The sequence below is a fragment of the Methylobacterium sp. E-065 genome (assembly GCF_022829605.1).
In the GTDB taxonomy this organism is placed as follows: Bacteria; Pseudomonadota; Alphaproteobacteria; order Rhizobiales; family Beijerinckiaceae; genus Methylobacterium.
The window spans coordinates 39,044-65,909 of record NZ_JAKSYD010000188.1 but is presented as its reverse complement, the minus strand read 5'-3'; the positions used below and the strand labels follow the sequence as shown (position 1 = coordinate 65,909).

The following is a 26,866-nucleotide window of genomic DNA, read 5'->3' as shown; positions in this document are numbered from 1 at the left end:
TCTGGGAAGGGGGTGAAGTCAGGGCCGCAGGGTGGATGCCGGTGCGGGCTTCGGGGCGATGCGGCGGGCCAGGCCGCGGATCTCCGTGGCCAGGGCATCCGCAAGGGCATCCGCACCGGAACTCGCCCGGGCCTGCGGCTGGAGCGGGAAGGTCACCAGGGAGATCTCCCAGAGATCGACACGGTGCAGCCGGCGCTCGCCGCCCGCGCCCCGCCGGGCCAGCAGCGTGCGGAAGCCGATCGACAGGCCGTCGAGGCCGCCGCCGCGCAGCAGCGCGTCGACCTCCCGGGCGCGCTGCACCGCGAGGTTGAGCTGCCCTTCCGCAAACAGGCCGTGGGCATCCTCGCGTAAGGACAGCCACCGGCCGATCGGCTCGGCGGGATCGTGCTGGAACAGCAGCCGCACGCCGGCCGGCCCCTGGCGCGCGAGGCTCGCCGCGAAAGCGCCCGGCACGACCACGTCGCGGCCGAGATCGGGCACGCCGAACACGCTGGCATAGCCGGTGAAATGGCCGTCCATGGGAGTCCTCGGGGGTGGGTTCCGGGAGGGGCAGTCCGTTTTGCGACGCGCCCTCCCGCCCCCCTTTGAGGGCTTGCGGATTCGCGCATCGGGTCTGGCCATATCGGTTCAGGGTCGAGGGCGGGTCCCCTCTCCCGAGCGGGAGAGGGACAGGGTGAGGGTCGAGAACTTTCAGACCGAGGCGCGCCCCGTCGGCACATCGATCACGTGCTCGATCCTGAGAGTTCTCATCCCTCACCCCAACCCTCTCCCGCACGGGAGAGGGGGCCTGTCGCGCTTGGCCGCAAGCGTCGATGTCGGCCTGAGATATGTGAACGTCGGAGCTTTTGCTGTGGAGAGAGAGAGAGGCGGCGCGTATCGTCAGCCCGCCGCCGCTCCGGGCATCTCCGGCGGATAACCCACCGCCTCGCGCTTCTCAGCGACCGACAAGAACTCCGCGGCCTGGACGCGGCGCCACAGGGATTCCCGCTCGGCGGCGAGCGCCTCGATCCGGTCGAGGTCGGGTTCCAGGTCCACCGGCCCGAAGGCGGGCTCGAGCCAGACCGCGAGGGCCTGCGCGGTGCGGCTTGCCAGCGGGATCAGGGTCTGGCGGTAGAGCGCCCGGTTGGCCTCGGCGTAGTTGGCGTGGGTGTTGTCCCCGGGCAGGCCGAGCAGCAGGGGCGGAACCCCGAACGCCAGGGCGATCTCCCGGGCAGCCGCATTCTTCGCCTCCACGAAATCCATGTCCCGGGGCGACAAAGCGAGCGGCTTCCAATCGAGCCCGCCCTCCAGCAGCAGCGGCCGGCCGGCATTGGCGGCGCCCTGGTAATTCGCCTCCAGCTCCGCCTTCAGCCGGTCGAATTGCGGCTCGGACAGTGTCGCGCCCGCGAAGACCAGCGCCCCGGAAGGCCGGGCGGCGTTGTCGAGGAGCGCCTTGTTCCAGGCGCTCGCCGCGTTGTGGATGTCGAGGGCGGCCGCCGCCGCCGTGATGGGCGCGAGGCCGCCGGTCTCGTCGTCCGGATTGAACAGGCTGAGGGCCAGGATCGGGGCGATCTCGGCGATCCCGGGCGCCGGCAGGTCGAACCGGCGGCTGCGCCCGCCCGCGGTGTAGACGTAGGAAGCGGGCCAGCCATCTGGCCCCGGCAGCATCCGCATCCGGCCCGGCCGGAGGGCCTGGAGCGCCGCGACCCGGCCGTCGAGGGCGACCGCCTCCAGATAGGCGGTCCCGGTCAGGAGAAGGTCTGCGTAGACGGTCTCCAGCAGTTGCGTGCCGCTTTCCCGCGGGTTCGGCCGGGCGAGCAGCGCCAGCAGGTCGCCGCCCCGTTCCGCCCCGGGTCCGGTGGCGATCATCGGGAGGCTCGCGGCGCTCTCGGCGACCAGCCGGACCGCCCGGTGGACCACGGGGTTGCGCGCATAGCCGGCTTGCGCGAGCGCCGCCGGGTCGCGGGGCGTCCAAGAGGCCCGACTGTCGGCATAGAGCGCGAAAGCCGGGGCGGCCTTGGTGGCGGGGGCCATGTCGCGGGCATCGCGTCGGGTGACCCGCGCCAACCGTTCGAGAAGGTTCGCCATGCCGGTCTGGTCCTGCGTTAGGGTCGCGCGATGCACGGGCCGCGGCCCCGCGCGATCCGGCCGCGCCTGGATCGCGCGGGATGTCCCGCGGACCCTCACGGGCCCGGATAATCCCAGGGACAGGGAAAAAAGCGGGGTTTAGACTGCGCTCCGCGCGCAACAGTGGTGCGGACGCCACAGTGGACCACACACAATCGTGTATACAGGATGCAGTTCGTTCCTGAGACCACGAACCGCCTCTCGGCGCGCTTCCCATGGAGGCGCGCCGTATTGTTTTCCGGCCGGCCTTGAGCCGTTGTTGTGACGCGCGCTCTCGCGCCGAACCGGTGGCTACTCCGGCAATGACATCTAGAGCCGCCGGATGCGGGGTTCCGCCCGCACCTCCAGCATCAGATGCGTCAGCGCCCAGACCAGGGCGTCGAGCCGGTCGGGCGAGCCCCCGCCGGACAGGCCGTCCGGCCCGAAATCGCACAGTTCGTCCTCCAGCGCCGGAAACGCCCCGACATGGTGGACGAGGCCGCGGGCATAGAGCAGCGAGACCGGCTCGGCCCGCAGGTACTTACCCCGCGTGGCGTGGACCCGGGTGACCGGCACGGCGGGATCGCACTGCGCCAGCACGGAAGCCGCCATCTCGCCGCCCTGGTTGACCTCGACCACGAGGGCGTCCGCGGCGAACCGGTGGTAGAGGGCCAGCGCCGCCCCGGCCCAGGCCTGCGGCGTGGCGCGGGGCAGGCTCGCATCGGCCAGCACGTAGGCCTGCCCATTCGCGCGGCCCGCCGCCACGATCCCGCAGGCATCCGAACGGGCCCCCGAACTCGCGGGCGGATCGACCGCCACGACGATCCGCCCGAGATCCGGCGCGGCAGCGACCCGGCCAGCTTCGAGGCCGGCGCGGTCCCACAGGGCGTCGTCCCGGTCCTCGATCAACTCGCCATCGAGTTCCTGGCGGCCGAGGCGTGTGCCGGCGTAGCGGCCGACCACGCGCTCGAGGAAATCCGGCGCGAGGTGCTCGGCGTTGTCGCGGGTCCGGGCCCGGCTGACCACGGTGCGCGGGTCGTCGAGCAGGCGCCGGATCAGCGGCACCGGCCGCGGCGTGGTGGTGACGAGGTTGCGCGGCCGGGCGCCGAGGCGCAGGCCGAATTGCAGCATGTCGAAGGCGGCGTCCGGCCGGCGCCACTTGGCGGCCTCGTCGCACCATGCGGCCCCGAATTGGGGGCCGCGCAGGGCGTCCGGCTCCTCGGCCGAGAACGCCTGGGCGACGGCGCCGTTCGCCCATTCCAGGCGCCGCCGGCTCGGCGACCAGACCGGCCGGGTCCGGCCGTGCCGGGGCAGGCCGAGGATTCCCGACGGGCCCTCGATCATCACCTCGCGCACGTCGAGATGCGTCTCCCCCACCAGCGCGATGCGCCCGACCGGCTCGGGCGTGAAGGCCGGATCGCCCCGCGCCAGGGCATCGACCCACTCGGCCCCCGTGCGGGTCTTGCCGCTGCCGCGGCCGCCGATCACAGCCCAGGTCGTCCAGAGACCGGTATCGGCCGGCGGCAGCTGATCGGCGCGTGCCCGGTGCAGCCAATCGGCGTCGAGCGCCCGGATCAGTTCGGATGGCAGTGTGGCAAGAAAATCAGGCAGGCGCCCCGCCGCCGACAAAGCCATCATAGCGTCGCGCGATCTCCGCGCGGAGCCCGGGCAGGTCGCGTTCGAGATTGTCATCGCCGCCCTCCCCCGTCGCGCCGTGGGCGCCCTCGGCATCGACCTCGTCGAGCAGCCGCTTCAGACCACCGAGGTCGCGCAGGACCCGGGCGGATTCGGCGAAAGCCGCCCCCTCCCCGCTCAACGCCGCGTCGAGGGCGGCGATCTGCCGGGCGATGTGGCCGCGCAGATGGGCACGCAGGGTCGCGGGATCGATCACCGACGCCGGATCGCGTGGCGCGCCGCGGCGTGTCGGCCGTACCAGCGGCGTCAGCTGGATCGCCGCGCTCAGCCATGCCATCGCGTTTTGCCCGAAGCCCAGGGCCGCCGCGACGTCGGAAGGATCGTTGCCCGGTTGGCTCAGGAGCCGGGCGACCGCAAGGCGCCGCGGCTCGGGCCATTTCGCGACCACGGAGCGCCAGTGTGGCGGCCGCGGCCAGCCGGCCCGGGCGTTCCAGGTCTTGATCGTACTCGGGTGTATCCCGGTGCGGGCGGCGATCTCGGGGATCGTCAGCTCGGTCTCGCGCAGGAGCTGCAGCACCGCGATGCGCCGTTCCGCGGGGTGCGCAGCGCCTACCTGCATCGCCGCCTCTCCGCACACTTTTCGACCGTGCCTTGGTGATAGCCCAGCAGCGGGCCGGTGTCAAGCTCAAATTCCTATCATGGGCATATTTTGAGAGCCGCGCTGCTGCAACGCTTCGGCTGCCCAGGCATGACCCGCTCGATGGAAACGGTGCCGCCGCACGCCCGCCCCCCGGCACGGGCCGCCTTCGCTCCATGCGCCGTGGTACGTTGCCGGCGGGTCGATCATCCCGCTCCCTGTGCATGAGCACTCCAAAGGCGGCTGAAGACCGGAACGGCGCCCCTGTCGGCACGTTGACCGGCGCTATCCACTCACACTTGACTCCTCACACACGCGCTACAGCGAATCGGATCGAGAATGGTCGGACAGCCCCCAGGGTCCGGAACGGCTGAGCCGAAGGGCGATGGTCCTGCGGAGGATTCCGGAACGGTGCCGACCCCGGGGACCGCCGAGGCGGCGGCCCTGAGCGACAGCTTCAAGCGCTTCGCCGACGTCGTTCCGCTGATGATGTGGCGCTCGGATGCGCACGGCCACGCGATCCACCACAACGAGTGCTGGCTGGCGTTCACCGGGCGCCCGCTCGCGGCGGAACTGGGCCTCGGCTGGCGCGAGGGCCTGCACCCCGAGGATTTCGAGCGTCACGCCGGTATCGTCGCGGACGCGTTCGAATCGCGGGCGCCGTTCACGGTGGAATTCCGTCTGCGGCGTCACGACGGCGTCTATCGCTGGTTGCTCGACACGGCCCGCCCGCTGGTCGAGGACGGGCGGTTCGAGGGCTATCTCGGCTCCTGCTTCGACATTACCGACCGCAAGCATGCCGAGGAGCATATCGAGCACGCGCTCGCCGAGAAGGAGACGCTGCTCGCCGAAGTCTACCACCGTGTCCGCAACAACCTTCAGGTGATGGTCAGCCTGATCGGCCTGTATGGGCGGGCGGCGCCGGATGCCTGCCGCGGCAGCTTCGAGGCGCTGGGACAGCGGGTCCGGGCAATCGCCCTGGTGCAGCAGCACCTGCACGAGGCGCCGCACATCGCCTCCATCGACCTCCGGGACTACCTGCACCGCCTGGCTTCCGGCCTGGGCCAGCTCCGGCGGGCCGGGCGCATCAGCGTTCAGGTCGAGGGCGCGGGCAACGGCCTCGTGGAGCCCCGCACCGCCAACGCGCTCGGCATGATCGTGGCCGAAATCGTGGCCGAGTGCCTGGACGCCACGGCCGAGCACGTCGCCTGCGCGATCAGCATCGGCCTGGACGCCGCCGCAGGCCAGCCGCTCTGCGTCTCGATCGTCTCCGGCGTCAGCGAGATGGCGGCCTCCGGCCGGCCCAACGTGCCGAAGCTCGGGCCCCGGCTCATCGCGGCTTATGCGGCGCAGGCCGAGATTGCCGTGTCCGGGGATGCCAGCCCGGCCGATCCCCTGAGGCTGACCCTGCCGCCGACCGCCACCGCGCAATGACGCGCGGCGTAACGACCTGCCGCGTCGCCCGGCCCCGTCGCCACGGCCGCCGGACCGGCCTATAGCGGCACGGCCCCTTTCCGGATCCGGACGAGCATGCTGCCCCCGATCGACACCATCATCGAGAATTTCGAAATCGTCGAAGACGACGATATGCGGCTCGAATATTTGATCGAGCTCGGCCGCGCCCTGCCGCCGATGCCCGAATCCCTGCGCAACGAGGCCAACCGGGTCCATGGCTGCGAGAGCCAGGTCTGGATCGACACGGCCGCCGAGGGCTCGGGCGCGGAGCGGCATCTCAGGCTGCAGGGGTTCAGCGATTCGTTCATCGTCCGCGGCTTCGTCGCGCTGATGGTGGCGCTCTACACCGGCAAGACCCCGCGCGAGGCTGCCGAGACCGACGGGCTGGATCTGTTCCGGCAGCTCCGCTTCGGCTCCCACGTGACGTCGAAGCGCTCCAACGGCGTGCGGGCGATGGCCGAACGGATCCACCGGGACGCAACCCAGCTCGCCGCGCAGGGGTGAGGTTTTCGGACGCCGGGCGTAACCTCCACTCCCCCGCCTAGCGGATTCGCACGTCTCTGCCCGACACCACGGGTTTGAGAATTGAACGCTTTTCCCTCCCCCTTGTGGGGAGGGGAGAGCGGATCGGCCTGCGATGTGCAACCATCGCAGCCCCAGGGGGGCCGCCCGCCCTCACCCCCGCCACAGGCGCAGCCGTGCCCGCTCCGGCCCGGTCGCCTCCCGCTCCAGGCCGTAATGCTCGGCGAGCCGACCGAGGGCGATGCGGGCCACGACCTTGGCGGAGCGGGCCGGCCAGCGCCGCTCGACCTCGATCCGCTCCAGCCCCTTCAGGAAGCCGCAGAGATCGATCAGCAGGCCGGACAGGTCGCTTCCGACCGCGTCGAGGGCGCCACGCACCCGCTGCCGGGCCGCGACCACGTGGTCGGCCGCCGAGGCCGGGTCGCGCGGGCCGCCGCCATCGACCCGCGTGGCCCCGAACTCGCCGCCCATCCGGGGCAGCAGCGCGGCGGCGGTCATGTCCCGCCGCAGCCGCTCGCCGGCTTCGAAGCAGGCGGCGTCGATCAGCGGGACGCCGTCCCGGCCTCGGCGGCGCACCATCCAGGCGAGCGGGTTCTCGGCAGCGTTGCGCAGAACGGGCTCTGCCGTCCGGTCCTCCTGCTCCACGACCAAGTCGCGGTGCTGCGCCGCGAAGGCGGCCTCGCCCCCCGCTGCCTGTCGGCGCAGGCGCGACCGACCGGCCGTGCTGATCGTCAACCGCGTGCCAGCGGCATCCCAGTCCGCTAGATCGGCCGCCGCGAGGGCCCGGCCGGAGGCGGCCGCAAAGCGCCCGCTTCCCACCGAGATGCCATCGCCCCCGCGCCGGACGATCAGTGAATCCTCGGCGAGCGGATCGGGCCGGGCATAGGCGCCTGGCTCGCCGAGCCGCGCCAGCAGACGGGCGGCCTCGCGAGGCAGATCGGTCGCTCGCTTCGCGCGTCGTTTCGACGGGTCGACGCCGCGGGGATCTTGCCCGGTGCTTCTGTTCATGTTTTGTTCCTTTGAGGATCAACGCAACAGCCTGCGCGCTCAGCCTCTCAGGAAATTCGAGAAATTCAAGGCTTTTTTGCCTATATCCCCAGCGATCAGTTTGGATCTCGCCGGGCCTGGCGGGTCGGCGGCCGATGCAGGATATCGGCGATCTCGTCTTCCGACTTGTCCCGCACGTCGTAGCCCATCGCCTCGAGTCGATCGATCAGCGCCGCGCTGCTGGTCGCCGAGCGCGCGGCCCATTCCGCGAGAATGTCGTTCACCTGCTCCAAGTCCGGCTTGGGGTGATCGGGCTTCGGATCGGGGGCTTCAGCCATGTCGGCACCTTCGATTCGGACCGGCGACCACCCGCGCGGATGCGCCGCGGCCAGCGTCCCAACGCCTGAGTCCGGAACCGGCTCCACGCGACTGCCGCGCCCCGCTCAGGACGCGGCGGCCTGGGACCAGCCCTGCACCGGACCGCCTTGCATCCCGCGCGCCAGCGCGACACATGCCCTGGCCCGCAGGCGACGGGATTCCAGGCGACGGGATCCAATGGGAGACACGATGACGGAGATCGGCCGAGGCTTCCCGGCGCACCAGACCGGGATGCCGATTGCCCACCCCATCGCCGAGGCGCGGCCCCGGCGGTTCAGCGTGCACGGGCAGGAGATCACGGATCCCTATGCGTGGCTCAAGGCCGAGAACTGGCAGACGGTCCTCAAGGACCCCGCCGCGCTGCCCGAGGACATCGCCGCCTACCTGAAGGCCGAGAACGCCTTCGCGGAATCGGCGCTTGCCGGGACCGTGGATCTCCGCAGGCAGCTTGTCGCCGAGATGCGCGGACGGATCCAAGAGGACGAGAGCGGCGTCCCGGATCCGGACGGGCCGTTCGCCTACTACACGCGCCACCGGGAGGGCGGGCAGCACCCGTTGATCTGCCGACGGCCGACGACCTCGCCCGACGTGCCCGAAGCCGGACCGGACCCGGACGAGACGATCCTGATCGACGGCGACCAGGAGGGCGCGGGCCTTCCGTTCTTCGAGATTGCCGCAGCCGTCCATTCCGACGACCACGCGCGCCTCGCCTGGAGCGCCGACACCAAGGGATCGGAACTCTACACGATCCGGGTCCGCGACATCGCGACCGGTCTCGACCTCGACGACCGGGTCGAGGCGACCTCCGGCGAGGCGGTCTGGGCCGCGGACGGATACAGCTTCTGGTACGTGGCGCTCGACGCCAACCACCGCCCCGCCAAGGTCCTGCGCCACCGCCTCGGCACGGCGCAGAGCGCGGACGAGACGATCTACACCGAGCCGGATGCCGGCTATTTCGTCCATATCGGCAAGACCCAGTCCGGCGCCTTCCTCGACGTGACCGCGAGCGACCACGAGACCTCCGAGGTCCGGCTGCTCGACCGGCAGGCGGCGGAGGCATCGTTGCGCCTCGTGCATCCGCGTGAGCCGCTCCTGATCTACGGGGTGGAGCACCGGGGCGACCGGCTGTTCATCCGCACCAACGCGGACGGCGCCGAGGATTTCAAGATCGTCACCGCGCCGCTCGACGATCCGGGCCGGGCCAACTGGACCGACCTCGTGCCGCATCGGCCGGGGGTGATGATCCGCCACCTGCACCTGCTCGCGGATCACCTGATCCGGCTGGAAATCGAGAATGCGCGGCCGCGGATCGTGATCCGTGACCTCGCCGACGATGCCGAGCACACGGTCGCCTTCGATGAGGAGGCCTATTCCCTCGGCCTGCGCGCCGGCCTCGCCTTCGACACGGAGACGATCCGTTTCGTCTACTCGTCGATGACGACCCCATCGGAGACCTGGGACTACGGGTGCCGGTCCAAGGCACGCACCCTGCGCAAGCGGCAGGCGGTGCCGAGCGGGCACGACCCGGCGGCCTACGTGACGCGGCGGCTGTTCGCCACCGCGCCGGACGGCGAGCAGGTGCCGATCTCGCTGCTGCACCGGCGGGATCTGGTCCTCGACGGCAGCGCGCCGCTGCTGCTCTACGGCTACGGCTCCTACGGCACGCCGATGCCGGCGGCGTTCCGGACCAGCCTGCTGAGCCTCGTCGATCGCGGCTTCGTCTACGCCATCGCGCATATCCGCGGCGGCACCGAGAAGGGCTGGCGCTGGTATCTCGATGGCAAGCGCGAGAAGAAGCCCAACACGTTCACGGACTTCATCGCCTGCGCGCGGGCGCTGATCGCGGCCCGCTACACCGCCGAGAAACGCATCGTCGCCCACGGCGGATCGGCGGGCGGCATGCTGATGGGGGCGGTGGCCAACATGGCGCCCGAGCTGTTCGCCGGCATCGTGGCCGATGTGCCCTTCGTCGACGTGCTCAACACGATGCTCGACGCCGAACTGCCGCTGACCCCGCCCGAATGGCCCGAATGGGGCAATCCGGCCGAGAGCGAGACCGCCTTCCAGACGATCCTTTCGTACTCGCCGTACGACAACGTCGCCGCGCAGGATTACCCGGCGATCCTGGCACTCGGCGGCCTCACCGATCCGCGGGTGACCTACTGGGAGCCGGCCAAATGGGTGGCGCGGCTACGCGCCACCATGACGGGGGGCGGCCCGGTGCTCCTGCGGATCAACATGGAGGCCGGCCACGGGGGCGCCGCCGGACGGTTCGACCGGCTGGAGGAGGTGGCGTTGATCCATGCGTTCGCGCTGATGGCGGTGGGGAAGGCTTGAGACCCGCCGGTCAGGGCTGAGCCTCCGCGGGTGCGGGCGGCTGGGCGATCCCCTCACCGAGGCTCCGCGCCCGGCGCGCCGCCTCCTCGGCGGCGGCTTTCTCCGCGGCAGCTTTCTCCGCCGCGGCCTTATCGGCAGCCGCCTTGAGGGCCGCCGCGCGGGCCTTGTCCATCTCGATCCGGGCGCGGCGGCGCTGCCGCTCCACCTGATCGGCCTCCGTCAGCTCGATCGTCTCCAGCTCGCGCTGGAGCACGAAGGCGGCGAGCCCGTTCGACAGGGCGCCGACATCGAGCACCTGGTCGGGGGCCGAAAGCGGTCCCGCGAGGCCGAGCTGGATCGTCGACGGTCCGGTGCTCCAGCCCCGGGGCACCGGACCGCCGGTCAACGTCCCGCGGGCGTCGAGGCGGGCGTTGCGCAGGTCGTAGCCGATCGTGCCGGCCCAGCGGGCGGACCCGAAATCGATGTCGTACTGGCCGGCCCGCAGGATCCCGCCCACGATCGTGGCGGCGGCGCGTGCGGGACCGCTGGCCTGGGCCGCCGCCTTGCCGAGTTCCTCCGCGACCAGGGCCTGCAGGCGCCCCTCACGCAGCGGGTCATCGATCTCCACTGCCCGGGCGAGCGCGCGCCCTGGCGCGCCCGGATCGGCCGCCGGGATGCGCAGGTCCTTGAGGATCAGCGTGCCGCTGCCCGAGAGCCCGTCGCCGAGGCCCGGGAGCGTCTCGGCGGCGGTGGAGAAGCGCAGATCCGCATCCAGGCGGCCGCCGATCGGGCCGCCGCCGAGCCCGGCGATCGCCACGTCCGCCAGGCTGCCGGAACCCGAGAGCGCCGCGCCGGCGCCCGCTCGGGTGATCGTGGCCGATCCCGCGATCCGCCCCCCGCCGAGCTTGGCCGTCAGGTCGCGCAGGGTCAGGCTGGCCTCCGACAGGCCCAGCGCCACGGTGGCGTCGGTCGCCGCGAGGCCGCGGCCGAGATCGAGCTTGGCGATGCGCGCATCGAGGGTGATGGCCGGGAAATGACCCGGCGACCCGAACCGTCCGTTCTCCTGCACCGGGAGCACGAGCGCGGCCGCCACCTGGGGCAGCGACAACCGGTCGAGGGTGAGGCGACCGCGCAGGATGCCGCCGGGCGCGTGCAGCAGCGTCCCGTCGACAGCGGATCCTGCGATCTGCCCGGTCAGCGCCGCGGCGCTGGCGCCCGCCTCCTGAGACAGCGTGACGGTCAGGTCGGCAGGCCACGCGCCGGGCTGCAGGCTCGCGGCGCCGGCCAGCGTCAGGAAGGGCGCGAGATCGGCCGTTTCAACCCGGAGCGCGCCCCCGGTCGGCAGCGCGTCCGCGCCGAAGAGGATCGGCCGGGCCGTCGCGATCCGTAACCCCGCCACCGTCCCGTCGGCCGTGATCGCGAGGGCGGACTCCTCCGGCCGCTCGGCGCTCAAGCGCAGCTCGGCCGGTCGCTGGAGGCCCGGGATGTCCGCCCGCCCGAACCATGTGCCGGCCCGGGCGGTGCTCAAGGCGGCGGTGCCGCCCTCGATCCGTGCCCCGCGGCTCGCCAGCGTCAGATCGAGGGTACCGCCGCCCGCGCTGCCCTTCGCCTGCGTGCGCAGCGCCCCGGCGGTGCCCTCGCGGTCGAGGGTGACGGCGAGGTCGAGGGGCGCGTCCTTCAGGAAGGGCGGCAGCAGGCGCAGCTCGCCGACCCAGACCCGTTCAAGCAGGCCGAGCAGCGGCGCCGCCACCGGGGCCTTCAGGCGGCCCGAGACGCGCCCGGTCCCGTCCGCGCCGATCCGGCCGGACAGCGTGGCGCTCGCCCCCGCGAGATCGGTCACCGCGAGACTGTCGACCACGACGCTGGCGCCATCCGTCTGGATGCTGGCCGCGATGGTGCCGTTGCCGGATCCGATGGTCCCGAAGCGAACGTCCCGGGCCTCCAGGGTCAGGGCGAGATCGAGGTCGCGCAGGGTCCCGAGCGTCGTCCCGAGGGGCGGCAGGGCCGCGATGTCGATGCCGTTCGCCCGGATCTGCGCATCGAACCGGCCCCGGACCCCGGCCTCAGCGGCCGTGTAGCGGGCGTTCCCGGTGATCCGGGCGGGGCCGAGCGCGACGCGCAGGTTGCGCAGGGACAGGCTCGCGGGATCCGCGGACAGATCGGCCGCGGCCTCGATCCGGCGTCCGTCGAGCAGCGCGGTCAGCGGCCCCTCCACGCCGAGGCGGCGCAGATAGCGGCCCAGCGCCTCCGAATCGGGCGCGACGAGCGCCACCGGGCCGGTCAGGCGGAACGGCGCCGTCTCGACCTGCCCGCTCACGCTCAGAGTCGAGTCCGCCGGGCCGGTGACCGAGAGGCGGCGCAGCAGCAGGCCGCCGGCGCGCTCCACGGTGCCGGTCAGCACGAGGTTCGACAATTCGTCGCCCCCGAGCACGGCGCTGCCCACCGAAAGGTCGAGGTCGAGCATCGCCGGAAGCGCACCGCCCCAATTGGGCAGGCCGCGGGCGATCAGGTTCTGGCCCTCGGTCGAGGTCAGGAAGGCGTCGAGGTCGAGGCGGCGGGCCTCCAGGCTCAGGCCGGCGCGCCATTGGCGCAGGTCGAGCCGGCCGGTGCCGCCGAGCCGCAGGGTGCGCCCGCCGGGATCGATCGCGAGATCCACCCCCTCGAACCGCACCAGCGCGCCCCGGGCCTTGAACGCCCCGCTCAGCGAGAACGGCAGATAGGCGCCCGCGACCTGGGTGGGCGGGCCGACCACAAGGCGGGCGGTGCCCTCGGACTCCACCTGGACAGCGCCGCCGCTCTCCTGGGGGGCGAGGCCGAACCGCGCGTCCGCCTCGAATCGCGGATGGGCATCGCCGCCACCCGAGATCTTCACCGCGACCCGCCCGTCCGATCCCGGCGTGCCGCTGACCGCCCGGAACGGCACGCCGCCGCTCGTGCCCTCCACGCGCCACGGCCCGACGAGGGCCGGCGCCTGCAGGGTCAGATCCTGGGCGTAGAACTGATCGGTCCGGCCGGTCGCCGGCACTTGCGTGGTGACGAGGAATTGCTGGACGTGCAGCGCCTCGATCGCGAAATCGCGCCCACGCAGGGATTCGCCGAGATCGGGCGGCAACTTCAGGGCGTCGGGACCGGCGAGCGGGAGCCTGATCTCGGCCCGGCCGACCCGGGTTTCGGTGAAGCGGAACTCGCCCTTCAGGAGCGGCGCCAGCGCGATCTCGGCCTTGACGAACCGGGCGTCGAGGCTCGGGCGCTCCGGGTCGGTCCCGATATGCAGGCGATCCACGCGCAGCCGCGGCGAGGGCAGGAGCCGGACCTCGATCCGCCCGTCGGTCCGGGCCGGGACGCCGAGCGATTGGGCGATCGCCCGGTCGACCAGGGCGCGGTGGGCCTGCCAATCCACGAAAGGCGGGACGGCCAGCGCCGCCACGAGAACCAGGATGACGGCGCCCGCCAGCGCGGTCAGAAGATCACGCACCGTTCCCGTTCCGCACTCGTGTCCGCGCGGGACCGCCCCCCGCGTGCCCCCGCGGGCAAATCGCACCGGCCTTAGCACGATAAGGGGCCGGGGGCGCCAGCGCGGGATCTACGCGGTCAGGACCATGTCGCCCTGTCGCGGCCTGACTATCCGCAGGAACGGATCGTTCATGGCCGGAAAAGAGACGGTATGATTTACCCACCGATCTTGATCGAAATTCCAGTCTCGAAATGTATAATCATACGGCAGAAGGCACTTAGGTCCGGTCTAAAAATCTAGTATGCTTGATGGTACATTCGCAAAAATTGTCAACTTGCCGCGAGGTGCGCAACGGGATCGCCGCCAGGATGTTTGAGGCCCGCCAAACAGGCACGTCAGCACAGGAAAACATCATGCCCCAGAAGGCTCATACCGAGGCTGCCGAGCACCACGAGAAGGCCGCCAAGTCGCATCGCGCAGCCGCCGAGCATCACGGCAAGGGCGACCACGCGGCAGGCCACAAGCACTCGACGGAAGCGCACGGCCACGCGGACAAGGCCAAGGAGCATTCGACCAAGGCTCACGGCAAGAGCGCCGAGAACCACAAGTAAGTAGCGGTTTCCGGGTCCGGCTTCCGCCCAAGGTTGGGCGGGGGTGGGATCCGGAGCCCTTTGCCAGCGGGGCCGATCGGGACTTCGCCACGTCCCTCGCCGCGCGGGACGCAAGTCTCGTCTCGGGTGCCCTGCCGGTAGCTGTTCGAGCACTCGCGGACCGGGCTCGGCGCAGCGCTCGGATTGTACAGCGACGCCGCAGCCGACGGGCAAGATCCACCACCCCGCCCCACACCCTCCGGTCGCATCCCCACCCGAACCACCTCGACGCCGTTCGCGATTTGGTCCAGGGAAGCAGGATGCAGAACCACCCGCATGCGCAGCCCGCCGGGGACGGCGCTCCGTCCTCCTCCATCGCCGCCCGCGCCATGGGCGCGCTCCGTCGCGACGCCGCCTCGTATCTCGAAGGCCTCAACCCCGAGCAGCGGCGCGCCGTCGAGACCACGGAGGGCCCCATCCTCGTGCTGGCCGGCGCCGGCACCGGCAAGACACGGGTGCTGACCACCCGCATCGCCCACCTGATCTCCACCAACCGGGCGCGCCCATTCGACATCCTGGCGGTGACCTTCACCAACAAGGCCGCCCGGGAAATGAAGCACCGGATCGGTGCGCTGATCGGCCCCGCCGGCGAGGGCATGCCCTGGCTCGGCACCTTCCACGCCATCGGCACCAAGATCCTGCGGCGCCACGCCGAAATGGTCGGGCTCAAATCCGATTTCACCATCCTGGGCACCGACGACCAGCTCCGGCTGATGAAGCAGGTGATCGCTGACCAGAACGTCGACGAGAAGCGCTGGCCCGCCCGGGCCCTGTCACACGCCATCGACGGCTGGAAGAACCGCGGCCTCTCCCCCGAGCAGGTGCCGCCCGGCGAAGCCTCGGCCTTCGCGTTCGGCAAGGGTGGCACCCTCTACACCGCCTATCAGGCCCGGCTCGCGACGCTGAACGCCGTCGATTTCGGCGATCTCTTGCTGCTGTGCCTCAAGCTCTGGCGGGAAAATCCCGACGTTCTGGCCAACTACCAGGACAGGTTCCGCTACATCCTGGTCGACGAGTATCAGGACACCAACGTCGCCCAGTACCTGTGGCTGAGATTGCTGGCGCAAAACCGGAAAAACATCGCCTGCGTGGGTGACGACGACCAGTCGATCTACGGCTGGCGCGGCGCCGAGGTCGACAACATCCTGCGCTTCGAGCACGATTTCCCCGGCGCCGTGGTGGTGCGACTGGAGCGCAACTACCGCTCCACCGGCCACATCCTGGCCGCCGCCTCCGGGCTGATCGCCAAGAACGAGAGCCGCCTCGGCAAGACCCTGCGCACCGACGACGAGCCGGGCGAGCGCGTCACCGTGACGGGCGCCTGGGATTCGGAAGAGGAGGCGCGGATGCTCGCCGAAGCGATCGAATCCCTCCAGGCCAAGCAGCACGCCCTGTCGGAGATCGCCGTGCTGGTGCGGATCTCCGCGCAGATGCGCGAAATCGAGGATCGGTTCGTCCAGCTGGGCCTGCCCTACCGGGTGATCGGCGGCCCCCGCTTCTACGAGCGGGCCGAGATCCGCGACGCGCTGGCGTATCTACGCGCCACCGTGAATGTCAGCGACGACCTCGCCTTCGAGCGGATCGTCAACACCCCGAAGCGCGGCCTCGGCGACGCCACGCTCCAGCAGCTCCACACCTACGGCCGGGCCAACCGCCTGCCCCTGCGAATCGCCGCCGAGCGCCTGTGCGAGACCGACGAGTTGAAGCCCCGGGTCCGCTCGACCGTGCGGGCGCTCACCGAGAGCTTTTCCCGCTGGGCGCGGCTCGTGGAGTCGCAGCCGCACAGCGAGGTCGCGCAGACCATCCTGGAGGAATCCGGCTACACCGAGATGTGGCAGAAGGACCGCTCGGCCGACGCCGCAGGCCGCCTGGAGAACCTGAAGGAATTCGTCCGCTCAATGGAGGAATTCCCCGACATGGCGGCGTTCCTGGAGCACGTCTCCCTGGTGATGGAAGCCTCCGAGACCGAGGGCGCCGACCGCGTCTCGCTGATGACGCTCCACGCCGCCAAGGGCCTGGAATTCGACACCGTGTTCCTCCCAGGCTGGGAGGACGGCTTGTTCCCGAGCCAGCGGGCGCTGGACGAGAGCGGGCGGGCGGGCCTGGAGGAGGAGCGGCGGCTCGCCCATGTCGGGCTGACCCGAGCCCGCAAGCGAGCGAAGCTGTCCTTCGCGGTCAACCGGCGGATCCACAGCCTCTGGTCCTCGACCATCCCGTCCCGGTTCATCGACGAATTGCCGGAATCCGCGGTCGACGTGGTCGAGGCGCCGGCTCATTTCTCCGCCGGCGCCTCGCGGTTCGACCGCAACCCGACGCCATTCGGATCGAGCTACGGCACGCCGGGCTGGCAGCGGGCGCAGGCCAACACGGCGCCCCAGGGCGGCCGCGGCTTCGGCTCGGCACCGGGTGGGCGATCCGGCGGCCCGCGTCAGATCGAGGGCGAGCTGATCGCCAAATCGACCGGTACGCCGTCCGCGTTCGAGGGGGGCCAGCGGGTCTTCCACACCAAGTTCGGCCCGGGAACGATCGCCGGCGTGGATGGCAATAAGCTGACCGTTGACTTCGATAAGGCCGGCCGGAAGATGGTCCTCGACAGCTTCATCCAGGCCGGGTGAGGCAGGTCCCGCCGACCAAGCCCGGACGTTTCAGGGCGGCAGGGTCGGCCGGCTTCGCCCCCCGCGGGCGGGGAGGTATCGTGATCGTGCCGGATGTCGCGTGTTCGCGTCTCCCCAATTCCGAGCCTGATGCATCCGTGCCAGCCTCACGACTTTTTCGCGGCGGCCGAGTCTACCGTCACCCCCTGGTCACACCCTGCGCGCAATCGTGGAGCACGGATCACGCTGGTGCGACAGTTGCATCACGTATTCGGCCGCGCGCGGCATGTCGTGACGCTCTCCACAGGCGGGCGCGCGCGGTGCGGAACCTTTGGGAAGGGGCCCGTATTAGTTCCGCGATAGACGTTGATCCGGGAGCACGCAGGTAAACGGCAGTTCAAAAGCAGATCCAGGTTGGCAAGTCCCGTTGGAGTGTACATCCATGAAGAGACGCCGCGCACGACTTGAACTGGTTGAAGACCGCACGTCCCGCATTCACCGCACACGCTTCGACGAAGAACGCAACCTCGCTCCCATCCAGCCCCTCACCGAACGCCAAGCCGAGTATCTCGACGCCCTCGCGCGCTCCCCGCAGGTCATCGTCCTGGGGCCGGCCGGCACCGGCAAGACCTTCATCGCCGGCACCCGCGCCGCGGATCAGCTCCGCCAGCGCCGCATCTCCAAAGTCGTCATCACCCGCCCGAACGTGCCCTCGGGCCGCTCGCTCGGGTTCTTCCCCGGAACCCTCGAAGAGAAGATCGCGCCCTGGGTCGCCCCGCTGACCGAGGCCATGAAGGAGCGCATGGGCGCCGCCGCCTTCGAAATCGCCCTCAAGACCGGCGACATCGAGATCGTCCCGTTCGAGGTGATGCGCGGACGGACCTTCAAGAACTGTCTCGTGATCCTCGACGAGGCGCAGAACACCACGGTCAACGAAATCAAGATGTTCCTGACCCGCATCGGCGACGATTGCCAGGTCATCATCAACGGAGACATCTCGCAGACCGATCTGCGCGAGACCTCCGGCCTGCGTACGGTGATGCATCTCGTCAAAAGCCGGATGATGCCGATACCGGTGGTTGAGTTTACGCGAAACGACATCGTGCGCTCCGGGATCTGCGCCGAGTGGGTCAAGGCGTTCGAGGAAACGAATCTGTAACTCAGCAGTTGATGGCGGCGGGTCCTCGACGGCCCGCCGTGCCGCCCTGCGGCACGAGACGACTCTCCGCACCTCCCGTCCGGGAGGATGAACCGGGCGCCATACCCGGCCATCAGAGAATTGGAGTCTCCTCGTGAGGAAACTGACCTTCGCCTTCGCCGTCCTGGCCTCGCTGGGTGGTGCCGCCCTCGTCCAGCCCGCCTCCGCGGCCCCCGCCATGCCGGGCGCTGTCACGACGTCCGATGCCGTCACCCAGGTCCGGATGACGCCCATGGAGCGGCGCATGACGCATCGCCGCATGATGCGCCACCACATGCACCGGCGGATGGATCGCCGGATGATGCATCACCGCATGCACCGCATGTGATTCCCGTGCGGAGCGGGGCCCGACCGGGCCCTGCTCCGCTTCCTGCGATCCGGGCGTTGCCCGGCCCTTCGAAGATTCCTATCTCGTCGTCTGGAATCGTGCCGTCAGGCGGCCGTCGCGGCAGCCGGCCGATCCGGGAGACCAGGATGCCCCCCTCCAATCGCCTGTTTGACGACCTCGCCCGCCTGATGACCGACGCGGCTGGCGCCGCGCAGGGGGTGCGCCGCGAGGCCGAGACCGTGGCCCGGGCCCAGCTCGAACGTGTGATCCGCGACCTCGACATCGCCTCGCGCGAAGAACTCGACGTGCTTCGCGATCTCGTGACCAGCCTGCAGACGCAGAACACGGCGCTCACGGCCCGCGTCGCAGCCCTTGAGGCCAAATCCGGCTCCGCTGCCGCGGGTGCGGCGGGCCTGAGCGAGGTGGTTTGAGTCCGCGCGGCAACGGCCGGAGCTTTTACACAGGAAGCCGCGGCGACGATCCGGTTTCCTGTTCACTGCTTAGGGCCTGCGCTTTGTGTCGCGAGTCAGGGCCGGTCTATAGTCGGGCAGAGGGTGATTCGAGCGCTGCGGGGCGATGTCCGCGGAGCTTCGACAGTCGATCGCATCACCACCGGCGCAGATCTGCCGGCTGTTCCAGGTCTCGGAGTGTTCTCGGCACTCCGGTTTCGCATCACCGCTCACGACGGACCGGACTTCTCGTCCGGACCGTCATTTTGGATCGTCATGCCGCTGCTCAACGTCGACTTCCACGACCCGGACAGGAACGAGCATCCGCTCGACGTTGTCGAGCGTTTGGCGTCGTTGCGCGACTGGATCTTCGATCGGGCCGAGACCGACGAGATGTCGGTAACGAGCCCCGGCCGCTGGACCGACTACAACGTGGCCTTCACCTGGATCGAGGATGTCGAGGCGCTTCACGTCGCCTGCGCGTTCGATCTGAAGGTGCCGGATCGGCAGCGGACCGAGGTGATGCGCCTCATCGCGCTGATCAACGAGCAGCTCTGGGTCGGGCATTTCGACCTGTGGTCGAGCGACGGCGTGGTGATGTTCCGCCACGCGCTGCTGCTGACGGGGGGCGCGGTCCCGACCCACCCGCAATGCGCCACCATGATGAAGACCGCGGTCGACGCCTGCGAGCGTTACTTCCAGGCCTTCCAGTTCGTGCTCTGGGCCGGCAAGAGCGCCCGCGACGCCCTGGACGCCGTGCTGTTCGAGACCGAAGGCGAGGCGTGACCGCCCAAGACCCTCGTCCGGCATCGATGCCCGCCTCGCTGGTCCTGGCCGGGGCCGGCAAGATGGGCGGATCGATGCTGGCGGGCTGGCTGGCGGCGGGCCTGGATCCGCGCCGCACCACGCTGATCGATCCGGTGCCGAGCCGGGAGATCGTCGCCCTCTGCACGGAGCGGAGCATCGCCCTCAACCCGCCGGACCCGGAGCCCGGCGCCGTCTTGGTGCTCGGCATCAAGCCGCAGGGGCTGGAGGCAGCCGCCCCCGGACTCGACCGCCTGATCGGCCGCGACACGCTCCTCGTATCGATCCTGGCCGGCAAGACGGTGGCTGACCTGACCGGCCGGCTCAAGCGGGCGCGGGCCATCGTCCGGGCGATGCCGAACCTGCCGGCCAGCATCGGCCGCGGCGCGACCGGGGCCTATGCCAGCCCGCAGGTCACACCCGGGCAGCATGCCGCGGCGGACGCCCTGCTGGCGGCGAACGGGACCGTCGCGTGGCTGGCCGACGAGGCGCAGATCGACGCGGTGACGGCGGTCTCGGGCTCCGGACCGGCTTATGTCTTCCTTCTGGTCGAGGCGCTGGCCGAAGCCGGGATCGCGGCCGGGCTCGATCCGGAGGTGGCGCGGCGCCTCGCCCGGGCGACCGTTTCGGGATCGGGCGCGCTCCTCGACGCCAATCCCGCCGAGGCGGCGGAACTGCGCCGCAACGTGACGTCCCCCGGCGGGACCACGGCGGCGGCCCTCGACGTGCTGATGCGCCCGGACGGGCTCGGCGCGCTGATGCGGGAGGCCGTGGCGGCAGCCCGGCGGCGGGCCGGGGAACTCGCCGACTGACATCCGGTCGGACCCGTGCGGCATGGCCGCGCGAAACCCCTGCCCTTCCGTGGCGGACTGCCTACATCAGGCGGAATAACCGACAGGAGCGGGCGACAGACCCATGACTGAGAGCAAAGGCCTTTCGAAGCGCCCCCGCAAGGCCACGAGCCCAGCCAAGACGAGCGGTGCATCCGAGGGCGTCGCGCCGGAAAGCGGTGCGCCCGAGGCCCCGCCTCGGATCAGCACGGCTGCGAGTGAGAGCAGCGCACCGAAGCTCTCGCCCCGGGAGGCCGCCGTCGAGGGGCTGATGCGGCTCGCCGCCGAGCAGCCCTGGAACGACATCGAGATCGGCGACATCGCCCGGGAAGCAGGGCTGACACTCGCCGAACTGCGCGATCTGTTCCCATCGAAGGGTGCCGTCCTCGGCTGGCTCACCCGGATCATCGACCGCAAGGTGCTGGAGGGCGACCTCTCAGGCCTCGAGGAGGAGCCGACCCGCGAGCGCCTGTTCGACGTGCTGATGCGCCGCCTCGATGCAATGGAGCCCTACAAGCCGGCCCTACAGCGGATCGCCTACGCGTTGCGTGGCGAGCCGCTGTCGATGCTGGCGCTGAACGGCGTGATGCTGAACTCGCACCGCTACATGCTGGCAGCCGCCGGGATCGACACCGAGGGACCGCTCGGCCAGCTGAAGCTCCAGGGCGTGGTGATCGCCTTCGCCCGCGTCACGCAGGTCTGGCTCGACGACGACGATCCGGCGCTCGCCCGGACGATGGCCCGGCTCGACAAGGAGATCCGCAACGGCGAGCGCATCATGGAGCGGGCCGAGGATGCCCGCCGGCTCACCGCGCCGCTGCGCGCGCTGGGCCGCGCGTTCCTCGACCGTCGGCCGCGCGGGCGGCGCAGCCGCGACGGCGACGAGACGGATCCCGCCGCCGCGATCTGAGCGCGTGCGGCGCTCAGATCGCCGACTCACACGGCCTGGATGTCGCGCAGGAAGTTACTCACCTCCTGCTTGACCGCTCGTGACTGCTTGGACAGCTCGGCCGCTGCGCTCAGCACCTGCGAGGCGGCGCTGCCGGTCTCGCTGGCAGACGTCAGCACACGCGATACGTTGGTCGACACGTGCTGCGTTCCGTTGGCCGCCTCGCTGGCATTGCGCGAGATCTCGCTGGTCGCGGCCGTCTGCTCCACCACCGTCGAGGCGATCGCTCCGCTGATCTCGTTCACGCTCGTGATCGTGTGCGCGATCTGCTGCATCGCCGCGGCCGCCTGCGTCGTGGCCGCCTGGATCGCGGTGATCAGCCCGCCGATCTCGTCGGTGGCCTTGCCGGTCTGGCTGGCCAGTTCCTTCACTTCGGCCGCCACCACGGCGAAACCCCGCCCGGCCTCGCCGGCGCGGGCCGCCTCGATCGTGGCGTTGAGGGCCAGAAGGTTGGTCTGGGCCGCAATTCCCGAGATGGTCGTGACTGCCGCGCCGATCTGCTCGGAGGCTGCACGGAGGCTCGCCATGGCGGCGTTGCTGGCCTCGGCCTCGTGGGCGGCCAAGCCAGCCGCCTCGTTGGCGCGGAGCACCTGACGCTCGATCTCCTGAAGCGACGAGACCATCTCTTCGGCCGCCGCCGCCACGGTCTCCACGTTCATGGACGCGAGATCGGCAGCCGTGCTGGAGGCGACCGCTTGGTTGTTCGTGTCTTCCGCAATCTGCGTCATCGAGTGTGCCGTGGCATCGAGCTCGTCGGTGGCCAGGGTGACGATCTCCAGGGAGGCCGCTACCCTTTGATCGAAGATCTCGACGAGTTGGTCGCGACGCTCGGCCCGGCGCTCACGTGCCTCCCGGTCGGCCGCCTGGGCGGCTTCCAGCTCGGCCCGGACGATGGCGTTCGTCCGGAAAACCTCCACCGCCTTGGCCATGGCGCCCAGTTCGCCAGCGGCATTCTGCGAGGGGACCACGAGATCCGTGTCACCGTCGGCCAAGCGCGCCATGGCATCCACCATGCCCTCGATGGGCGTGATGATGCTGCGCGCGATGAGTGAGGCCAGAGTGACGCCGATGATCAGGGCCAGTGCGCCGAGGCCGATCTCGATGCGCCAAGCGCGCAGGGCCAGTTCCGCGGTCGACGCCTTGATCGCCGTCGACGCGCTCAGGATCCGCTCCCGAAGTTTGGCGCAATCCGCCGCGATGGCGTCCGTATGCGGCTTGATGCCGGTCTCGAACGTCGCCTTCGAGGCAGTCGCCGCCTCGTGGAAGCTGTCGAGCTCCGCCTTGTAGGTGACGAGCGCGTCCGCAAGTTCCTTGACCTGCCCGGCAATGGCCGCAAGGCGAGGGCCTCCGAGCTCCCGGAGCTCGGCACGAGCCCGCTCGATCTTGCCCCGGAATTCCTCCTGATAGAGCGGTTTCGGATCAATCACGGAGCGCGCGGCCGCGAGACGCGCGGCCAGCACGGCATTCTCGAAGCGGCTGGCCTGCAGCCTCGCTTCATGATCGCCGTCCTGGTTTATCTCCGCGAGCAGGCCCTCAATGAGGTGGGCGATAGTGTTGCCCGCCTTGATGAGGCGCAGCTTCGCGGCATCAAGCCGGGTGCCGGCTTCCGCGAGGTGGTCCAGATCCGCCTTCATCGCGGCCGCGCTGCCGACGATGGCGTCATACCGATTTCTCCCCTCCTCGGTCAGCGCCTTGGCCTTACGGTGTATGGCGATCTCCTCCAATGCGCTCCGCACCGTCTGCATGGCGGTGATCTGGGCAGCTTCCGGCGCCAAGCGGTAATGCTCGGCTTTAGCTGAGAGCTGGGCGGCGAGGCCGTCCATCGCGATGATCTCCTGGGCGCTTTCTCCGATGAAGGTCAGCCGCTCGTATTCGCGATTCAAGTTATCTTGCTGGTAGGTTGCAAATGCACCGATGACGGCGGTGATCGCGACGAGAATAGCGAACCCCGCGTACAGACGAATACGAATTCCTATTATCACAGCAACCTGCCCCTTGGCTGAGACGGTCTTTGATGGGACCTAGCTCTACCAGCAAGCGATTCGCACATGACAGTATCGTGACATTTTAACCACGTAACCTAAAGTTTTATTGTCGAAATACAGCTTATGCTCACGGAAAACGTGCCTTGTTCTGAGCAAATTTCACGAGCCGCCGTGTTACGCGCCCAACTGGGTTTTCGAGTTATTCAAGAACAGATCCAAAATATGTGACTCAAACCCTATCATGTTTTCGATCAACTTGGACGAGATGATGAGCGTCACACGTCGAGATCTTGAACATCGTGCTTTTGCGTGGCCCGATCCTCGGGTCTTGGCCGGAAGGGTCGTCTGAACTGCGGCACGAGTTCCAGATTCACGAGCGATCGACCAATGCTGATCCGCCGGCTCTACGCGGAACGGCATTGCTGGACGGATAGGAATCAAGCCCCTGTCAGACGCCAGACGGCTCGCGCAGTGCGATGACCGGTTCGGCTCCGATCAGCCCTGCGGGCCCACGCCGGCGCAGGTCGTCAATATATCCCGGCAGCGCGTACGATCAGGCGGCGCGATCGGCCAGCGCTTCGCGCATCAGGGTCGCCACCATCCCGCTCTGGAGCTGCTCATGCCGGACCCAGAGCGCGTCGGGGATGTGGGCCGGTGCCTCCGGCTCCCGATCATCGCGCGCATCCCCCGCGAGCACGATGCGCAGCCCCGGACGCAGCGTCCGTGCCTCGACGGCCAACTGTGCGCAGCACAGGCCGCCCTGCAGGCCGGAATCCACCACCATAACGTCGACCGGCAGGCCGAGCGCCAGCACCGTCATGGCGTCGACCCCGCGGTCGCAGGCGGTGACCTGATAGCCCAACAGGCGGACCTGCGCGGCCACCTCGTCGCGCCAGCGCTTGTGGCGGCCGACGACCAGAACCTGGATCCGGTAGCAACCGCCCTGGGGCATCGTGCTGGAGGCAGTCCCGATGTCGGCTGTGGGCATTCCGCACTCGACTTCGCGCTGGCTTTGCGATGCAGCATGCTATGCCACGACGCAATCCTGACGCAAGCCTGCCGCCGCGAAGGCGCCGCATTCTGCGCCGGAATCGCCCAAACTGACGGCAGCCGGGATCCCTGATCAATGGTCGGGCATACGGTTGACGCAGCCGAGGTCCTGCGCTCAACACCGGGCCGCCCGCGGAACACCACCGCGCGCTGCCGGAGCCCGAGCCGATGTCGTCCGCGAAGTCCCCGCCTGTCTCCCCGCTGGCGCCCACCGCCGTGCCGGAGCTTCCACCCCTGCCGGGGGTGCGAATCGCCACCGCCCAGGCCGGGATCCGCTACAGCGGCCGCACCGACGTGCTCTACATGGCGCTCGAAGCCGGGACCCAGGCGGCCGGCGTCTTCACCCGCTCGAAATGCCCGTCCGCGCCGGTCGATTGGTGCCGTGAGGCGCTGGCCGACGGTTCGGCGCGGGCGCTGGTGGTCAATTCCGGCAACGCCAACGCCTTCACGGGCCGCCTCGGCCGAGAGGCGGTGGCCCGCACGGTCGAGATCGCCGCGCAGGCGGCGGGCTGCGGTGCCCGCGAGGTCTACGTTGCGTCGACCGGCGTGATCGGCGAGCCGCTGCCGGCCGAGCGTTTCGAGGGCGTGCTGGCCGATTGCGCGGCCCGGGCCACGGACGGCTCGGCCGCCTGGGCCGAGGCGGCGCGCGCCATCATGACGACCGACACCTTCCCGAAGCTCGCGACCCGCAGGGCCACGATCGACGGCGTGACGGTGACGCTCAACGGCATCGCCAAGGGCGCCGGCATGATCGCCCCCGACATGGCGACGATGCTGTCCTTCGTGTTCAGCGACGCCGCGCTGCCCCAGGCGGTGCTCCAGACGCTGCTGTCGGCGGGCACGAAGACCAGCTTCAACTGCGTGACGGTGGATGGCGACACCTCCACTTCCGACACGCTGATGCTGTTTGCGACCGGCAAGGCCGGCCATGCCCAAATAACCGACCCGGCCGATCCGCGGCTGGCAAGCTTTAGAGACGCCCTGGACAGCCTGCTGATCGAGCTGGCCCAGCTCGTCGCGAAGGACGGCGAGGGCGCGCGCAAGTTCGTCACCATCCGGGTCACGGGGGCGGAGAGCGACGCCTCGGCACACCGGATCGCCCTATCAATCGCCAACTCGCCGCTGGTGAAGACCGCGGTGGCGGGCGAGGACGCCAATTGGGGCCGGGTGGTGATGGCGGTCGGCAAGGCCGGCGAGCCCGCCGATCGCGACCGGCTCGCCATCTGGTTCGGCGACGTGCGCGTGGCCGTCGCGGGTGCCCGCGACCCGGATTACAGCGAGGCGGCGGCGAGCGCCGTGATGCGCGAGCCGGAGATCGGCATCCGGGTGGATCTGGGCCTTGGCGAAGGTCAGGCCCGCGTCTGGACCTGCGATCTGACCAAGGGCTACATCGAGATCAACGGGGATTACCGGTCGTGAGGGCCGGCCTGGCCGGCGCCATCCTGCTCGTTGCGCTGGCTTCCGGGGCCCGGGCCGACGATTCGGCCTGTACCCGCCACATCAGCGTGATCGGCCGCGCCGCCGAGGCGCGGGGGCCGGATTTCGCCGAAGTGACGGTGGGCATCGAAGCGCGCGCGCCGACCGCAGCGGTGGCCCTCGACGCGGCCTCGAAGGCCGTAGCGGGGGTCTCGGCGCAGGCCCGCGCCCTCGGGGTCCTGGCGGCTGATATCGGCACCGCCGCGGTGTCGCTGCAGGCCGCCACGCGGTCCGTGTCCCGGCCGGGCGGCCTCAGCGAGGAGCCGGACGGCTACCGGGCGAGCAACCTCGTGAACGTCCGCCTCGCCGATATGGGCCGGCTCGGCGACCTGCTGCGCCAAGCCCTCGATGCCGGAGCCAATCGGATCGACGGCGTCAGCTTCGGCCTGCGCGACCCCGATCAGCTCGACGCCGCCCTGCAGGTGGCCGCGGCCCGCGACGCACGCAGCCGGGCCGTGGCGCTCGCCGAAGCCCTCGGCGTCAAGCTCGGCCCGCTCTGCACGCTCGGCCCCGCGGGCGGCGCGCCCTACCCGCTCGCGAACCGCACCCTCGCGGCGCCGATGGCCGCCAAGGGGCGGCGCGTGCCGATCGAGGCCGGGACGATCCAGATGTCGTCCGAGGTCGCCGCCACCTTCGCGGTGTCGCCATGAGCACGCCCGAACGGGCTCCGCTTCGCCTCCTGCTGGTGGTTGCCGTCGCCCTCGTCGATGTCGACGGCCGCGTGCTGGTCAGCGAGCGCCCGGCGGGCAAGCAGCTCGCTGGCCTCTGGGAGTTCCCCGGCGGCAAGGTCGAGCCCGGCGAGCGGCCGGAGGAGACGCTGATCCGCGAACTGGCGGAGGAACTGGGCATCCAGGTCGAGGAGCCGTGCCTCGCGCCGCTGACCTTCGCCAGCCACGCCTATCCGGACTTCCACCTCCTGATGCCGCTCTATGTCTGCCGGCGCTGGACCGGCACGCCGCGCTCGATGGAGGGTCAGGCGCTGAAATGGGTCCGGCCGAAGGCCCTGCGCGACCTCGCGATGCCGCCGGCCGACGCGCCGCTGATCCCGTTCCTGATCGATCTCCTGGAGGTGTGACGGCACCGC

The 26,866-nt window shown here is 70.4% G+C and carries 23 protein-coding genes; 14 read left to right on the top strand and 9 right to left on the bottom strand.

What is annotated here, in order from left to right; genetic code table 11:
* Positions 1–18: 18 nt before the first annotated feature.
* The 4 genes from MKK84_RS23165 to MKK84_RS23150 form a co-directional block, all read right to left on the bottom strand.
* Positions 19–519 carry an HK97 family phage prohead protease gene (locus MKK84_RS23165; protein WP_243924116.1) on the bottom strand — a complete coding sequence of 167 codons (501 nt, stop codon included), beginning with the start codon at positions 517–519 and terminating at the stop codon, positions 19–21.
* 360 nt (positions 520–879) lie between these two features.
* Positions 880–2,067, bottom strand: a complete 1,188-nt coding sequence (locus MKK84_RS23160; protein WP_243924114.1) for a phage portal protein — start codon at positions 2,065–2,067, stop codon at positions 880–882.
* A 348-nt stretch (positions 2,068–2,415) separates the two neighbouring features.
* The gene (locus MKK84_RS23155; protein ID WP_409566535.1) at positions 2,416–3,723 is read right to left on the bottom strand and encodes a DNA-packaging protein; all 1,308 of its coding nucleotides are present in this window, start codon (positions 3,721–3,723) and stop codon (positions 2,416–2,418) included.
* Positions 3,689–4,339 carry a helix-turn-helix domain-containing protein gene (locus MKK84_RS23150; protein WP_243924112.1) on the bottom strand — a complete coding sequence of 217 codons (651 nt, stop codon included), beginning with the start codon at positions 4,337–4,339 and terminating at the stop codon, positions 3,689–3,691. Before MKK84_RS23150 ends, MKK84_RS23155 begins: the two co-directional genes overlap by 35 nt.
* Positions 4,340–4,696: 357 nt before the next feature.
* Here MKK84_RS23150 and MKK84_RS23145 point away from each other — a divergent pair, with 357 nt between their 5' ends.
* Positions 4,697–5,791 (top strand): sensor histidine kinase, encoded by a 1,095-nt coding sequence (locus MKK84_RS23145; protein ID WP_243924109.1) that lies wholly within the window; start codon positions 4,697–4,699, stop codon positions 5,789–5,791.
* A gap of 96 nt (positions 5,792–5,887) precedes the next feature.
* Complete coding sequence (locus tag MKK84_RS23140; protein WP_243924107.1) at positions 5,888–6,316, top strand: SufE family protein; 429 nt, start codon at positions 5,888–5,890, stop codon at positions 6,314–6,316.
* A 171-nt stretch (positions 6,317–6,487) separates the two neighbouring features.
* Here MKK84_RS23140 and MKK84_RS23135 read toward each other — a convergent pair whose 3' ends face one another.
* Positions 6,488–7,342, bottom strand: coding sequence for a DUF6456 domain-containing protein (locus MKK84_RS23135; protein ID WP_243924106.1), 855 nt, complete (start codon positions 7,340–7,342; stop codon positions 6,488–6,490).
* 95 nt (positions 7,343–7,437) lie between these two features.
* Entirely contained in the window at positions 7,438–7,659 is a 222-nt protein-coding gene (locus MKK84_RS23130; RefSeq protein ID WP_243924105.1) for a hypothetical protein, read from the bottom strand.
* A gap of 229 nt (positions 7,660–7,888) precedes the next feature.
* Here MKK84_RS23130 and MKK84_RS23125 point away from each other — a divergent pair, with 229 nt between their 5' ends.
* Complete coding sequence (locus MKK84_RS23125; RefSeq protein WP_243924104.1) at positions 7,889–10,036, top strand: S9 family peptidase; 2,148 nt, start codon at positions 7,889–7,891, stop codon at positions 10,034–10,036.
* Between the two features lie 10 nt (positions 10,037–10,046).
* On the opposite strand, the gene MKK84_RS23120 is transcribed toward MKK84_RS23125, so the two are convergent.
* Positions 10,047–13,490, bottom strand: coding sequence for an AsmA protein (locus MKK84_RS23120; RefSeq protein ID WP_243924103.1), 3,444 nt, complete (start codon positions 13,488–13,490; stop codon positions 10,047–10,049).
* A 392-nt stretch (positions 13,491–13,882) separates the two neighbouring features.
* On the opposite strand from MKK84_RS23120, the gene MKK84_RS23115 reads away from it, so the two are divergent.
* The 8 genes from MKK84_RS23115 to MKK84_RS23080 all read left to right on the top strand — a co-directional run bounded on the left by MKK84_RS23115 (position 13,883) and on the right by MKK84_RS23080 (position 21,232).
* Entirely contained in the window at positions 13,883–14,080 is a 198-nt protein-coding gene (locus MKK84_RS23115; protein WP_243924102.1) for a hypothetical protein, read from the top strand.
* A gap of 299 nt (positions 14,081–14,379) precedes the next feature.
* A complete protein-coding gene (locus MKK84_RS23110) occupies positions 14,380–16,734 on the top strand; it encodes an ATP-dependent helicase (protein WP_243924101.1) in 2,355 nt (784 codons plus the stop codon).
* A gap of 421 nt (positions 16,735–17,155) precedes the next feature.
* Positions 17,156–17,872: a PhoH family protein gene (locus tag MKK84_RS23105; RefSeq protein ID WP_243924100.1), complete on the top strand. Its 717-nt coding sequence runs from the start codon at positions 17,156–17,158 to the stop codon at positions 17,870–17,872.
* Positions 17,873–18,005: 133 nt separating this feature from the next.
* Positions 18,006–18,239, top strand: coding sequence for a hypothetical protein (locus MKK84_RS23100; RefSeq protein WP_243924098.1), 234 nt, complete (start codon positions 18,006–18,008; stop codon positions 18,237–18,239).
* Positions 18,240–18,385: 146 nt separating this feature from the next.
* Positions 18,386–18,670: an accessory factor UbiK family protein gene (locus MKK84_RS23095; protein WP_243924096.1), complete on the top strand. Its 285-nt coding sequence runs from the start codon at positions 18,386–18,388 to the stop codon at positions 18,668–18,670.
* Positions 18,671–18,964: 294 nt separating this feature from the next.
* Entirely contained in the window at positions 18,965–19,474 is a 510-nt protein-coding gene (locus MKK84_RS23090) for a YbjN domain-containing protein (protein WP_243924094.1), read from the top strand.
* Positions 19,475–19,500: 26 nt separating this feature from the next.
* Positions 19,501–20,304 carry a pyrroline-5-carboxylate reductase gene (gene proC / locus MKK84_RS23085; RefSeq protein ID WP_243924092.1) on the top strand — a complete coding sequence of 268 codons (804 nt, stop codon included), beginning with the start codon at positions 19,501–19,503 and terminating at the stop codon, positions 20,302–20,304.
* Between the two features lie 103 nt (positions 20,305–20,407).
* Positions 20,408–21,232, top strand: coding sequence for a TetR/AcrR family transcriptional regulator (locus MKK84_RS23080; protein WP_243924089.1), 825 nt, complete (start codon positions 20,408–20,410; stop codon positions 21,230–21,232).
* 26 nt (positions 21,233–21,258) lie between these two features.
* Here the strand turns inward: MKK84_RS23080 and MKK84_RS23075 are convergent, their stop codons facing one another.
* Together MKK84_RS23075 and MKK84_RS23070 are read right to left on the bottom strand one after the other, a co-directional pair.
* Entirely contained in the window at positions 21,259–23,154 is a 1,896-nt protein-coding gene (locus MKK84_RS23075) for a methyl-accepting chemotaxis protein (protein ID WP_243924087.1), read from the bottom strand.
* A gap of 655 nt (positions 23,155–23,809) precedes the next feature.
* Positions 23,810–24,244 (bottom strand): histidine kinase, encoded by a 435-nt coding sequence (locus MKK84_RS23070; RefSeq protein ID WP_243924086.1) that lies wholly within the window; start codon positions 24,242–24,244, stop codon positions 23,810–23,812.
* A 230-nt stretch (positions 24,245–24,474) separates the two neighbouring features.
* On the opposite strand from MKK84_RS23070, the gene argJ reads away from it, so the two are divergent.
* Genes argJ through MKK84_RS23055 form a run of 3 tightly spaced genes read left to right on the top strand, consistent with a single transcriptional unit; the run spans position 24,475 to position 26,857 of the window.
* Positions 24,475–25,725: a bifunctional glutamate N-acetyltransferase/amino-acid acetyltransferase ArgJ gene (gene argJ, locus MKK84_RS23065; RefSeq protein WP_243924085.1), complete on the top strand. Its 1,251-nt coding sequence runs from the start codon at positions 24,475–24,477 to the stop codon at positions 25,723–25,725.
* On the top strand, positions 25,722–26,432 hold the full coding sequence (locus tag MKK84_RS23060; RefSeq protein ID WP_243924084.1) for an SIMPL domain-containing protein: 711 nt from the start codon (positions 25,722–25,724) through the stop codon (positions 26,430–26,432). Before argJ ends, MKK84_RS23060 begins: the two co-directional genes overlap by 4 nt.
* On the top strand, positions 26,429–26,857 hold the full coding sequence (locus MKK84_RS23055; protein ID WP_243924083.1) for a (deoxy)nucleoside triphosphate pyrophosphohydrolase: 429 nt from the start codon (positions 26,429–26,431) through the stop codon (positions 26,855–26,857). The genes MKK84_RS23060 and MKK84_RS23055 overlap by 4 nt, the downstream gene beginning before the upstream one ends.
* Positions 26,858–26,866 lie beyond the last annotated feature (9 nt).